This is a genomic window from Flavobacterium sp. N502536 (genome assembly GCF_025947345.1).
In the GTDB taxonomy this organism is placed as follows: domain Bacteria; phylum Bacteroidota; class Bacteroidia; order Flavobacteriales; family Flavobacteriaceae; genus Flavobacterium.
On sequence record NZ_CP110011.1, the window covers coordinates 4,215,931 to 4,228,981 of the forward strand.

General features: G+C 35.6%; 11 protein-coding genes. All 11 read right to left on the reverse strand.

The window, feature by feature from the left end:
- The 11 genes from OLM61_RS17825 to lpxA all read right to left on the reverse strand — a co-directional run bounded on the left by OLM61_RS17825 (window position 1) and on the right by lpxA (window position 12,981).
- Window positions 1–858, reverse strand: coding sequence for a putative zinc-binding metallopeptidase (locus OLM61_RS17825; protein WP_264523949.1), 858 nt, complete (start codon window positions 856–858; stop codon window positions 1–3).
- Window positions 859–883: 25 nt separating this feature from the next.
- Entirely contained in the window at window positions 884–2,365 is a 1,482-nt protein-coding gene (locus tag OLM61_RS17830) for a RagB/SusD family nutrient uptake outer membrane protein (RefSeq protein WP_264523950.1), read from the reverse strand.
- An 11-nt stretch (window positions 2,366–2,376) separates the two neighbouring features.
- A complete protein-coding gene (locus OLM61_RS17835) occupies window positions 2,377–6,108 on the reverse strand; it encodes a SusC/RagA family TonB-linked outer membrane protein (protein WP_264523951.1) in 3,732 nt (1,243 codons plus the stop codon).
- 224 nt (window positions 6,109–6,332) lie between these two features.
- The gene (locus OLM61_RS17840) at window positions 6,333–7,451 is read right to left on the reverse strand and encodes a FecR family protein (protein ID WP_264523952.1); all 1,119 of its coding nucleotides are present in this window, start codon (window positions 7,449–7,451) and stop codon (window positions 6,333–6,335) included.
- Between the two features lie 90 nt (window positions 7,452–7,541).
- Window positions 7,542–8,153 (reverse strand): RNA polymerase sigma factor, encoded by a 612-nt coding sequence (locus tag OLM61_RS17845; RefSeq protein WP_264523953.1) that lies wholly within the window; start codon window positions 8,151–8,153, stop codon window positions 7,542–7,544.
- Window positions 8,154–8,628: 475 nt separating this feature from the next.
- The gene (locus OLM61_RS17850; protein ID WP_263360797.1) at window positions 8,629–9,057 is read right to left on the reverse strand and encodes a hypothetical protein; all 429 of its coding nucleotides are present in this window, start codon (window positions 9,055–9,057) and stop codon (window positions 8,629–8,631) included.
- A 140-nt stretch (window positions 9,058–9,197) separates the two neighbouring features.
- Window positions 9,198–10,070, reverse strand: a complete 873-nt coding sequence (gene sucD / locus OLM61_RS17855) for a succinate--CoA ligase subunit alpha (protein ID WP_017497509.1) — start codon at window positions 10,068–10,070, stop codon at window positions 9,198–9,200.
- Between the two features lie 84 nt (window positions 10,071–10,154).
- The gene (locus tag OLM61_RS17860) at window positions 10,155–10,517 is read right to left on the reverse strand and encodes a nuclear transport factor 2 family protein (RefSeq protein WP_319800533.1); all 363 of its coding nucleotides are present in this window, start codon (window positions 10,515–10,517) and stop codon (window positions 10,155–10,157) included.
- Window position 10,518: 1 nt separating this feature from the next.
- Window positions 10,519–11,448: a UDP-3-O-(3-hydroxymyristoyl)glucosamine N-acyltransferase gene (locus OLM61_RS17865; protein ID WP_264523955.1), complete on the reverse strand. Its 930-nt coding sequence runs from the start codon at window positions 11,446–11,448 to the stop codon at window positions 10,519–10,521.
- Between the two features lie 96 nt (window positions 11,449–11,544).
- Complete coding sequence (gene efp / locus OLM61_RS17870; RefSeq protein WP_264523956.1) at window positions 11,545–12,111, reverse strand: elongation factor P; 567 nt, start codon at window positions 12,109–12,111, stop codon at window positions 11,545–11,547.
- Window positions 12,112–12,195: 84 nt separating this feature from the next.
- The gene (lpxA, locus tag OLM61_RS17875; RefSeq protein WP_017497513.1) at window positions 12,196–12,981 is read right to left on the reverse strand and encodes an acyl-ACP--UDP-N-acetylglucosamine O-acyltransferase; all 786 of its coding nucleotides are present in this window, start codon (window positions 12,979–12,981) and stop codon (window positions 12,196–12,198) included.
- Window positions 12,982–13,051: the final 70 nt, after the last annotated feature.

The window sequence follows — 13,051 nt, forward strand, 5'->3', positions numbered from 1 at the left end:
TTAATTATTTATAACATTGGTCGTGTTTACTTGTGCTGCATCTCTCAAAGCATAGAAGTCCATATTAAAAGCGTCTTTGTAATACTGAACGACCATGGCTTCTTTTTGTTTGATTTTTGCTCTTCCGCTATCACTTGCGCTGGCAAGCAATGCATCGTATTCTGCTTTAGAACTGATCAGTATTACCGAAGCAGTTTCTGCAAAATCTTCAATAATATTACTTCTGGCATAATTCGTCACAAACCCAAGATTTTTAGAGGTTTGGAGATTTTCTAAGTGCCAGGTTGCCGTATAATCTGCAGGAGTAACTTTTTGCCACGCTTTTTCGTCAAAAGGTTTATTCTGGTTCAAAATATGTACATATTCGTGCTGAATGGTGTGAATGAATTCGGTAACACTTGCACGGTTTTTTCTATTCAGGTAGTCTACCTCGAACAATGTAATTCTTTGTCCTGAATCTGCAATCCCTAAAGTTCTGGTTCCATTAGTATTAGAGTTTACCCCTCCTACCAGAACAATTTCTCTTGGAGCCACTTTTTTTACAAAATCAGCACCACCAATGGTAGAATAACTGTTGATCCAGATTTGTTTCACTACCTCCAATGCCGGTTGCACACTATTGACAGCCGGAGGAAAAAGAAATCGGTTATTGTCTACTGTATTCTGATTCCATTTGTATTGCGCGTTGATATTATACGGATTTAGGTAATTGGTATCAATCCAGGTGTCTAAAGCCGTTTTCACAGGCTGCTTATAATCTAATTGACTGTCACCTGGCCTGTCTTCATGCGTACAGGCTCCTAAAGTTAAAACTCCGGCTAGTAGTACTATTGCTTTATATTGTTTTATTGTTTTCATATTTCTAAAATTTTGATTCGAAATTTTATCTCGGATTTTTTACTACTCCGTAGTTAGATGCGCTTAACGGTATTTGCAATGCGCGACGCTTATCATCTTTAGTTAATGTAATTGTCGGCTTACCAAAAGTCGCATGGCTTACAACAATATTAAAGCGTTTTACATCAAGCCATCTTAATCCTTCATGAACAAAATCTCTTCTACGCGTCTCTGCAATTGCTTTTACATAAGAAGTCTGTACAGGGGTCATTGTATAAAACGGAGTAAGTTCGTCTGCTATTACAGGATATAATGTCGTTATTCTTGCTTCAGTCAGTTTATCTGTTGTAGCGTTATAACCTGTTGTTCTGGTACCTAAAAAGAACTCCAATTCTGTATTTGCTTCTGCTGTTCTGCCTTTCATTACTAATGCTTCGATACGATTCAGATAAAATTCGTCGTTAGATAAAAGCACTATTCCCGCGTAAGCAATTCCAATATTGGCTGTTAAATTGGTGTATTTAAAGTATTCTTCAAATTTTGGTGTAAACAATGTTCTACTGCTATTGTAGCTATAAAAGTCATATACCCATGCCTTTCCAAAAGGATTTGTACCTCTAAAAAGCTCTGTCTGTTTAGGATCAGTTAGGTAAAAGTTGCTTCCACCAGCAGATCTTCCAATTAGTGTATTTGGAGAGGCTACTAATAAATTGGATGTTAATGACGATCTGGAATACTCTATAAATTGTACATCCGGAGCCAAATTTGCTAAGGTTGCATAATCTTTAATTTTTGTTACCGGTTTAGAACCAAGACCTTCTGAAATTTTGATAACATTGTCCCAGTCTCCCTTTACCAAATAAAAACGGCTCGCAAATGCTTTAGCAGCTTCTATGTTAAAGTGAAATTTTGGTTCTTTGTAGTTGTTTGTTACCAATGGAAGACCTTCTTCTATATCTCTCTGAATAAAATCAAATACTTCCTGTACCGTATTTCTGGTGTAATTTTTTAATAAGGAAGTTTCCGGTTCTTTAACATAAGGAATTCCCAGGTCAGTTCCAGCGGTAGCCGGATTGTATCGCTGCGACCAAAAAGTAACCAGCATAAAGTGAGCATAAGCTCTGGCAATTAAAGCCTCGCCTTTTTGTGGATTTAAAGTTGCAGGGCTTCCTAATTCCTCAATCGATTTTAGAGCCTGATTAGCATGTGCGACAGCTCTGTAACAAGCGTCCCAATAAAACGCCTGAGTATCTATGTTGGTCTCGTCCTGCATTTCCCAATTGTAACTTTGCGTGCTTTTTACACTTGCGTTGTTCAATTCGGCATCTGCTACGTTATCCGACATTGTTTCTGCCAAATCCATATAAGAAGCCTGAGGGTAAGCATTTACTAATAGTTCTGAAATTTTTTCAGGTGTATTAATTTGTGTTCTGTTATCAGGTACTTCAGACAGGAATTCATCACAACTACTAAGACTGATCAGTAATAGTAAAGCAAAAAGCACCTTTATATTTTTTATATTGTTCATAATCAACTGTATTAGAATGAAAGGTTTAGTGAAAAACTGTATTGTGTTGTGATTGGAAAAGCAACACCTCCCGTATTACGGAACTCAGGATCTTGTCCGTTTAATTTCTTATCTGAATAAATTAACCAAGGGTTAACCGCAGAAGCTTTTAAGGTAAAATTGCTTACTCCTAATTTTCTTTGAAAATCTTTAGGAAATTCCCAGCTTAACGATACGTTTTTCAATCGTACAAAATCTCCATCAGCAATTCTCACATCAGAATAATTATACGTATTGTAAGCACGTCCTAAAGTGTTAATTCCGCCATAATTTGTAATTAAACGTTGATCAGCAATTACAGGTACATCTGTATATTGTTCGTCACCCGGATTGATCCAACGGTTGGTAAAATCTTTTGTAAATACTGTTAAATCATCGTATTGGCTGCTATAAGAAGGATTTAAACGAACTTTGTTTCCTCCTGATCCCACGATAAATACATACAATGACCATCTTTTGTAAGTAAAGGTGTTGGCTAAACCAACTGATTTGTTTGGTTCGATAGATCCTTCATATTTCAAATAATCCGTAACATTTTCGGTATCCTGAAAATTAGATCCTGTAACATTACTTGTTGCTCCATCCTGTAAAAGAAAGGTTGGAAGTCCCTGATTGTTTAATCCTGTAAACTGGTAAGAAAAGATTGAATTTCTTGGGTGTCCAATAGCGTTTCCACCGTTTCCGTCTACTAAATCAAATGCCGATGGTTTGTTCTCTAATTTTGTAATTTCCTGGTTGAACACAGAGAAGTTAAGTGTAGTCGACCATTTGAAATCTTTTGAAACGATGTTTTGAGTGGTAATACCCAATTCAAGACCTTTGGTTTCCATGTTGGCATTGTTACCTTGTTTAACTCGCTGCCCTCCGATTCCGGAAGTCACCACATAATCAACTAAATCAAATGCTTTACGGCTGTATACATCTGCAACAAACTGAACTCTGTTGTTAAACATTCCTAAATCAACTCCGATGTTTGTTTCAAATTGTTTTTCCCAGGTTAAATCGCCATTCTGCAATTCATCAATATTAATTCCGTTTTCTCTGTCAGGAATTCCTAAACGATCTGTAATAAAACTTCTGTAAATGGCTAATGAATTGGTTGCAGGACCCGCAGTTGCAGTTAAACCGTACGACGCTCTCAAAGCCAGGTTGTTAATTTTTGGAAGGTTTTTCATGAACTGCTCTTCAGTAACATTCCATTTACCACTAAAAGTATAGGTTGGCAGCCATCTTGAAGACCCGCTGTTTCCTTGTCTGTTAGATCCGTCATAACGTCCGGTAATAGACCCCGTATAACGACGATCGTAAGTATATCCTACTTTTCCAAAGAAACCAACAGTACGCTCTCTTTCTGCATTAAATCCGTAGTAAGAGTTTCCTTCGTTGATGATTTTTTCAATCAATTTTGGATCTGTAAAAGCTGTTAAGCCTTTATCGTACTGAAGTCCGGCTGCAGTAAAATTGTCACTGTTTCTGTCCAATGAACGCAATTCGGTACCAAAGAAACCTTCTAACTCATGTTTTTCGTTTAGTGTATTTCTGTACGTTATGCTGTTTCGGATATTATAAGAAGTAAGTCCGTTTGTAAATTTTCTTAAGAATCCTCCATGAGGCAATACCGAAATTGGCGGTGCAGTCAAATCTTCAGGATCTTTGTATAAAAAGATATTGGCATTTCTAACCGTTGTATTTACTCCGTCAGCTCCGTATTCTGTACCGGCTTTATAAGCACCCACTACGTTAGAGTTTTCATAAATCTTATGCTCTCTTGTTGTATTGGCATAACGGGCAGATCCTGTAAGGTTATAACTCAGGTTTTTGTTGATTTTATAATCTAAATCCAATTGAAAACGAATGTCTTTTACTTTAATATCCAGAATATTATTTTGAAGTTCATTGATAATATTCATCGGAGCCCAGTTGTTTCTGTAGTACTCCAGATTACGATTTTCATCATAAGGTCTTAAAGTTCTGCTGGTGCTTAAAACATAGTTAAACGGGTTGATATCAAAATCTCTCGTTACATTTCCAAACACCACATCCTGTTGGCTCTCATAGGTTCCGGGAGCTTGCTGATCACGCACAGATGCCAGTGTTGACATCGTAATATTTAAATTGTCATTAATGTAAAATGTCCCTTTAATGTTTGATGACAATTGTTTAACGTTATCAGCAATAGTCCATCCCGGATCGGTATAATAACCTAATGAGGCATAAAAAGTATTGTTTTTTCCTCCACCCGAAAAGCTCAAAGAGTGATTTTGGGTAATAGAAGGTCTGAACAAAACTTTAAACCAGTCTGTATTAGCTAATTCATATTTTCTTAAGAAATTATTTCTGCTTACCGGATCGTTGTTTACTAAATAACCTCCTGTTTCAGGCACATAAGTATTAATAGCACGGCTTAAAATGTTGTACACTCCTCCGTATCTTCCCTGTAAGGTTGATGGCACATCCAGAAATCCTTTTTGTTCCATTTCTTTTAAGATACTCATAGATTCCTGAGAATTTAGAATATCGTACTGGGAATAATTAGGAACTGTTCTTACCGTGTTTTCAACAGAATAAGCCACTTTTAAAGGAGAATCTCTACGTCCTTGTTTTGTTGTTACTACTACAACACCATTTAACGATCTTGATCCGTAGATAGAAGTTGCAGAAGCATCTTTTAAGATTTCTATACTTTGAATATCATTTGAATTCAGTCCTGCAACAGATGAACTTAACAAGGTTTCTGAATTTCCGGAAGCCAAATCTGCAAAAGAGATGTTGATAATATCTTCCTGAACAACACCATCAATTACCCATAAAGGTTTTGTATCTCCAAAAATAGAAGAAGATCCACGCACAGTAATTTTAGGAGCAGTACCAAATGTTCCCGTAACGTTTTGTACGGTAACTCCGGCAGCCTTTCCTTCAATCATTCTGCTGATATCTACAACTCCGTCTACTTTTAATTCAGCTCCTGAAATTTTACTTATTGCTCCTGTAAAAGTCCTTTTTGATGTTTTTTCATAACCTGTAGTCACTACAACTTCTTTTAGATTTTGTCCTGCTTCATTCAGAACAACTGTTGGTGTAGTATTCCCGATTCCTATTTCTTTTGTCTCCATTCCCACATAAGAAATAACCAAAGCAGTACTGTTTGTTGGCATTTCGATCGAGAACTTACCATCAAAATCCGTCAGCACCGCTATTTTTGTTCCTTTTACCAGTACAGTAGCTCCCGGAAGCGGACTTCCGCTCACATCAGTAACAGTACCTTTGATAATTGGACCCGCAGCCGTTAAAATTTCAAACAAAGAATTTCCTGCTTCAGTACCCGCAAAAGGATCTGCTGCTGTGCTTTTTTGCAGGATAATTTGGTTACTAACTTCGGTATAAGTAATATTAAATGGTAATAAAATTCGATTCAGGACACTTGATAATGTTTCATCATTAGCGTCTATACTCACTTTTTGATTTAGTTGTGGTAGTCTTGAATTGTACGAAAATTTTACGTTTGCCGATTTCTGTAATTTAGACAAAGTGTTATCTAAAGTTAAATTTGTAACATTAATAGTAACTTTAGTATCTAGTTTTTTTTGCCCATTTACATCATTTGCCATGGCAACACTTGAAAACACAAGTGCCAGAATAAACTGAAATAGTGTTATTTTCATGATTCGATGGAGTAATCGTTGTTTAACAACTGGTTTTTTCATAATTTTGGTTTGTTTTGATTAATACTGTTCGAGTGTATTTTAAGAAACGTACTCAGTTGCTCTTTACAGAGAGCAATTTGATTCCTTTAAGTGTCGATAATGTTACAGCATTTCGGCACTTTTTTTCTGCATTCTCTTTTACATAGGCATAATTTTGGTTTTGGTTATTTTTGGTTGTTTTTATTTTTAAAATCCAACTTTACAATTACAGTTGCAAAGCAGGATTAGTTACATCCGTCAGATGTTATAATGATTTGATTTCCATTCATTTCAAAAGTGGTGTTGTTGCCAATACTATTACAAACAATTTTCAGTTTTTCCATCAAAGGCTGATCGCTAAGAGAAGTTGTAAGGTGACAGTCTTTTAGTTTGTTTTTTGGATAATCAATATCCACGAGATAAGCCTGTTCTATCGTTTCAAAAATTTGCGATACCGGAATATCCGTAAATTCAAAACTCAGCTGTTCGATATTCCCTACGCTACGGGTAAGAACTATATCCTGAGTGATATCTGTAATTTTATTGAAGCTCAGATCTTTTCTTTGAAAACGAAGTGCCTGATTGGGTAATAGAACAACTTCGTCCTGATCTGATTTAGAAATTAAATCATTTGATTTTACCCTTACTTTACCGGTGCGAACAAGAACTTCAACATCAGGTTGATCGGAATACGCCTTGACTCTAAAACTAGTTCCGACTACCTTCGTTACAATTTCGTTTGCATAAACGAAAAAAGGCTTTTTAGGATTTTTACTAATTTCAAAGAAACCTTCGCCGGATAAATACACCTTTCTTTCGTTTCCGGTAAAGATCTTAGGATAACTTAATTTACTTTTAGGCTGGAGCAAAACAGAACTACCGTCAGATAAAGTAATAATTTGTGCTTTGTCTGAATTGTTCGTTTGTTCTACTAATCCTTCATTATTTTCATTAATCAATTCGTTGTAGGTTACAACTTTACTTTCAGGAGTAATAATTGGGTTGTTAAAAATCCAAAGTGATCCTAAAGCGATCACTAAAGCCGCAGCAATACCGCTAAGAAAATATTTTTTAAGGAATCTTATCTTTGAGTTTTGGCTCGAATTGATTTCGTTTTCTTTCTCTTCAATTTTAATCCAGGTAGTCTGTAAGGCTTTATAAAGTTCTGGTTGAGTTATGGTTTGCTCAGGCACTTTCATGGCCAATAACAATACTCTCGCATCTTGTACCAACTTAGCGCGTCGGCGGCTCTCTAATGTCCATTCCTCCCAGCCATCATTGTCAATTTTAGACAAAATCCATGACTGGAATGATTCATCAGATAAGAAATCTTCAATTTCGGTATATTTATTACGTTTTTGCATCTAGAAATAGGGTTACAAAAACAATAGAGGACAGGTTCTTTATTATATACTCACTAAATTGTGATTTTTTTTAATTCTATATAAATAAAATTAAAAAGTAGTTGAATAAAGCAGAAGAATTAACGAAATACTACCCTTCCATTCTTTGCGAAGCGTAAGTAAACCGCGGTGTAACAAGTTACTTGCCGACTGATAATTGACATCGAGCATTTCGGCGATCTGATCTACCGTTAAGCCCTGATGGTATCTTAAATACAAAGCTTCTTTTTGTCGTGCAGGTAAATTGTTTAATAATTTATTCAAATGAATCACTTTTTCTTTTGTAGCATAATCGTCATCTATAAGATCATGTTCTACAGAGAATTCCAAAAGAAAAGCAATTGAATCTGTGCTGGCCGATTTACGAAAAATGTGATCACGCTCGTACAAACGTGCAATTCGTTTGCGCACACTCGAAAGCAAATAGGCTTTTACAACAACCGAGCTTTGCAGCCCGTGTCTGTAAACCCAGATATCTGTAAAAACATCCTGAATACAATCCTGTACTTTTTCGGCATTAGGAGAGAGAGAATTTCCATAATTTACCAGACTGGCGTAGTATTTTTCAAATAAAAGAGAAAATGATTTTTCATCTCCATTTTTCAAGTTAGTCCAAAGCGTAAGGTCGTCAGAAGTACTGAATGGTAGAGTTTTGGTATTCATATAAATCGCAATAGAATTCTTGAAAATAAGCAGTTGTTTTTAACATAAAGAATACGATTATTTAACATAATTCTTTACATCGATGCGATAAATATATAAAAGCAAATATATAAAACAAATTTTTTAACTAAAAAAAGACCGCTATTCCTATAATGAAAACGGCCTTTTTTATTGACTTCACGGGGTTTAGCTTAATTTTTTTTAAATGTACGGGTTCAAATGTTTTTGCAAATTGTCAGATTTTATTGCTACAGTTTCTTAGCTTTTTTTAACATTTATTTATGACTGAGTTTACCCTGTGATTTCATTTAAGATTGTTTTGCGAGACAAACTGTTAACTCTTTTGGCGTTTAAAAATGTCATCAATCCTAAATAATTGAAGCGCTAAGAACAGGTTTGAATCTGACTTTAAAATAAAAAAGCCCTGCTAAAGTATAGCAAGGCTTTTCCTAATATTTACGTTAGGAAGCAGCTACTAGAAAGCTACATTCCATCTTGGTAATTTTGCGTTTTCATCTAAGAAGTTTTGCAAAACCTGTCCTTCTACAGTGGTTGGAATTCCTTTTACATCTGCGGTAAAAGTTTCGTACCAAACTACTTCAAGAGCACTAATATTTTCAAGCTTCATTTGTGCTGGCCATGAATATTTTCTTCCGGTTTTAGCAAATTGGTGTCCGTTTACGATTTTATCATATAAACCACCGTTTTTACTTTTTAAAGTACCGTCGTTTTGAACAGTTCCTGTAGAACCAACCATGATTAATTCTTTTGCATCTCCCTCAACTGCATAGACTACAAAAACACCTGCACCTGCTTCAGGAGCATTGCAAACTTGTTCTAAACTGTCTTCAATCGTAAAAGTAAAACTGTTGCTTACTTTAAATTTTTCTAATTCTTTGTACATATTTCTTTTTTTAGCTTCTAAGGTACTGAGGTTCTTAGCCGCTAAGTTTTTTCTATTTATACCCCAGCATTTTAAAATGTAAAAAAGTCTCAAGTAATATTGAGACTTTTTTTGGAATTTATTATTTCAAATATTGGAGATTATCCAAGTACTTCTTTTACTTTTTTACCAATTTCAGCTGGTGAATCAACAACGTGGATTCCGTTGTCTCTCATGATTTGTTTTTTAGCAGCAGCTGTATCGTCAGAACCACCAACAATAGCACCTGCGTGACCCATTGTTCTACCAGCAGGAGCAGTTTCTCCAGCGATAAAACCAACAACTGGCTTACGGTTACCATCAGCTCTTACCCATTTAGCAGCATCAGCTTCTAATTGTCCTCCGATTTCACCAATCATAATGATGATTTCAGTTTCAGGGTCGTTCATTAATAATTCAACAGCTTCTTTAGTTGTAGTTCCAATAATTGGATCTCCACCAATACCAATAGCTGTAGTAATTCCTAAACCTTGTTTTACAACCTGGTCAGCAGCTTCATAAGTTAAAGTTCCAGATTTAGATACGATACCAACTGTTCCTTTTTTGAAAACGAAACCTGGCATAATACCAACTTTAGCTTCACCCGGAGTAATTACTCCCGGACAGTTTGGTCCGATTAATCTTGAATTTCTTTCTTTAACATAGTTATTAGCTTTAATCATATCTGCTACAGGAATTCCTTCTGTAATAGCAATAATTACTTTAATTCCAGCGTCAGCAGCTTCCATAATTGCATCAGCAGCAAAAGCTGGCGGAACAAAAATGATAGATGTATCAGCTCCGGCTTGCTCTACAGCATCTTTTACTGTGTTAAAAACCGGACGATCTAAATGGCTTGTTCCCCCTTTTCCAGGAGTTACACCACCAACAACATTAGTACCGTACTCAATCATTTGAGAAGCGTGGAAAGTTCCTTCGCTTCCTGTAAATCCTTGAACAATTATTTTGGAATCTTTATTAACTAAAACACTCATGATATATATTTTATGTAGTTTTTAAAATTGTGATGCAAAAGTAAGGTTTTGTAACGTATTTTAACCTTTTTGTCTTCAAAAAAATTAAGAAAATTGACTCATTTGATAACCGCGATATAATTTATCATCTTTTATTTGCCAAATTGTCGCAAAATGAGCTAATAACATCTCTTCTCTTGGGTTTTCAATCGTTTTCACAAAATGAGAATATCGGATTGAAACCAAGTCATCTTCTGCAATAATGTGACTAATTCTGACCTTAGAACGAACATAAGCACGGCTTAGTTCGTTTGCCATAGCGGTCATTGACTCATAATCCATCTCGATCAGTCCTTTAGTGCTGTTCCAATCCAACTTTACATCGGGATGTAGGTAAGTTTTCATGATTTCGCTATCAATTAAGGCATCTGATTTGTAAAATTTTTGAACAAACTCTTTTATAGACATATTACTTCAATTTATTTAGAATTTCAGGAATCTTTTTGATATTGGCCAATTGTTTTAACTTTTCTCTTGATTCTTCGATTGGAGTTCCGAAATAAGACTTTCCTCCTTCAACCGATTTGGTAACCCCCGTTTGTCCCATAATAACAGCTTTCGCTCCTATAGTGATGCCACTGGTTGTTCCTACTTGTCCCCAAATTGTAACTTCATCTTCGATTACAACACAACCCGCAATACCCGTTTGTGATGCAATTAAACACTTTTTACCAATGACAGTATCGTGTCCAACATGTACCTGATTGTCCAATTTTGTACCTTCACCGATAGTAGTGTCGCCGGTAACCCCTTTGTCAATCGTACAAAGCGCTCCAATACCTACATTGTCTTCAATTACCACACGTCCACCTGAAATCAACTGATCAAAGCCATCCGGACGTTTTTTATAATAAAACGCGTCGGCTCCTAAAATGGTTCCGGCGTGAATCATTACATTATCTCCAATTACGGTATGATCGTAAATCGTAACATTTGGATGTATCAAACAGTTTTTTCCAATTGTTACATGATTCCCAATAAAACAATTGGGCTGAATCACGGTACCTTCGCCGATAGTTGCAGAAAGTGCAATCGATACGCTGGTGCCTTGAAAAGGTCTGAAATGTTTAGTTAGGGTATTGAAATCTCTGAAAGGATCATCAGAAATTAAAAGTGCTTTACCTTCGGGGCATTCTACTTTTTTATTGATTAAAATTATAGTAGCTGCCGATTGTAAGGCTTTGTCGTAATATTTGGGATGGTCAACAAAAACAATGTCTCCAGATTCAACGACATGAATTTCGTTCATGCCTAAAACTGGAAAGTTTTGGTCACCTATAAATTCGCAATCCAGCAAATTTGCAATTTCTTGTAAAGAGTGAATCTTTGGAAATTTCATATATTTATTTAGTTTTCAGTCTCAGTTTTCAGTCTCAGTTTTCAATCTGCATTAACAAACTGATAACTGCGACTGAAAACTGAAAACTTATAAAAACTACTCTTTTACACGCTCCATGTAAGAACCTGAAGCCGTATCAATTTTAATTTTATCACCTTCGTTGATGAATAACGGAACGTTTACAGTTGCTCCGGTCTCTACTGTAGCAGATTTTGTGGCATTTGTAGCAGTGTTTCCTTTTACTCCCGGTTCAGCATAAGTAATTTCAAGAATTACAGATGTTGGCATATCCACAGATAAAGGAAGATCAGTCTCTGTATTAATCTGAACCATTACGTTAGTTCCTTCTTTCAACAATCCCGGATTGTCCAAGATGTTTTTATTCAAAGAAATTTGCTCAAAAGTTTCAGCATTCATGAAGTGAAATTCGTCACCTTCAGCATATAAAAACTGAAAAGTATGTGTTTCAACACGAACGTCTTCGATTTTATGTCCTGCAGAAAATGTATTGTCCAATACTTTTCCTGTAGTTAAGCTTTTTAATTTCGTTCTTACGAAAGCAGGACCTTTTCCTGGTTTTACGTGAAGAAATTCAATAATTTTATAAATATCGTGGTTGTATTTAATACATAACCCGTTTCTAATATCTGATGTAGATGCCATTTGTTTTTATTTTTTTATTTTTTGTTGAATCGTTAAACCGTTTATTCGATTAAACGATTAAACAAATAAACAGTTAAACTTATTTTAATAATTTCCTGAATAACCTTTCATGATTCCTCGTGATGAATTTCGGATAAAATCTAAAATTTCATCTCTCTCAGGAGTAGCTTCCATTTCGGCTTCAATAATACTTAAAGCTTGCGTTGTATTGTAATTTTTCTGGTATAAGATTCTGTAAATTTCCTGAATTTCTCTAATTTTTTCAGTGCTAAAACCTCTTCTTCTTAAACCAACTGAATTGATACCTACATACGATAACGGCTCTTTTGCCGCTTTTGTATATGGCGGAACGTCTTTTCTAACCAAAGATCCACCAGAAATCATAGCGTGATCTCCGATATGGATGAATTGATGAATCGCTGCCAAACCACCAATTACTGCGTGATTTCCAACTACAACGTGACCTGCCAATGCAACTCCGTTTACGATAATGGCGTTATTCCCAATTTCGCAGTCGTGCGCAATGTGAGCATATGCCATAACCAGACAGTTGTTTCCAAGAATCGTTTGTCCAGAGGCAACTGTACCTCTGTTGATGGTAACACATTCTCTAATCGTACAATTATCGCCTATGATAGCAAGAGAATCTTCTCCTCCGAATTTTAAGTCTTGTGGTACCGCAGAGATAACCGCACCTGGAAAAATATTGCAATTTTTACCAATACGAGCTCCTTCCATGATCGTCACATTTGAACCAATCCAGGTACCATCACCAATAATTACATTATTGTGAATTGTTGTAAAAGGCTCAATTACAACATTTTTAGCGATTTTAGCGCCAGGATGAACATATGCTAATGGTTGATTCATATGTATTTTTTATATTTTAAATTAAAATAATCTAATTTGGGCAACAAACCTAAACAATAAAATTGATTAA

Excerpts from the sequence above, each read along its gene's own strand:
- OLM61_RS17825 (WP_264523949.1), bottom strand. The coding sequence starts at position 858 with ATGAAAACAATAAAACAATATAAAGCAATAGTACTACTAGCCGGAGTT.
- OLM61_RS17830 (WP_264523950.1), bottom strand. The coding sequence starts at position 2,365 with ATGAACAATATAAAAAATATAAAGGTGCTTTTTGCTTTACTATTACTG.
- OLM61_RS17835 (WP_264523951.1), bottom strand. The coding sequence starts at position 6,108 with ATGAAAAAACCAGTTGTTAAACAACGATTACTCCATCGAATCATGAAA.
- OLM61_RS17840 (WP_264523952.1), bottom strand. The coding sequence starts at position 7,451 with ATGCAAAAACGTAATAAATATACCGAAATTGAAGATTTCTTATCTGAT.
- OLM61_RS17845 (WP_264523953.1), bottom strand. The coding sequence starts at position 8,153 with ATGAATACCAAAACTCTACCATTCAGTACTTCTGACGACCTTACGCTT.
- OLM61_RS17850 (WP_263360797.1), bottom strand. The coding sequence starts at position 9,057 with ATGTACAAAGAATTAGAAAAATTTAAAGTAAGCAACAGTTTTACTTTT.
- sucD (WP_017497509.1), bottom strand. The coding sequence starts at position 10,070 with ATGAGTGTTTTAGTTAATAAAGATTCCAAAATAATTGTTCAAGGATTT.
- OLM61_RS17860 (WP_319800533.1), bottom strand. The coding sequence starts at position 10,517 with ATGTCTATAAAAGAGTTTGTTCAAAAATTTTACAAATCAGATGCCTTA.
- OLM61_RS17865 (WP_264523955.1), bottom strand. The coding sequence starts at position 11,448 with ATGAAATTTCCAAAGATTCACTCTTTACAAGAAATTGCAAATTTGCTG.
- efp (WP_264523956.1), bottom strand. The coding sequence starts at position 12,111 with ATGGCATCTACATCAGATATTAGAAACGGGTTATGTATTAAATACAAC.
- lpxA (WP_017497513.1), bottom strand. The coding sequence starts at position 12,981 with ATGAATCAACCATTAGCATATGTTCATCCTGGCGCTAAAATCGCTAAA.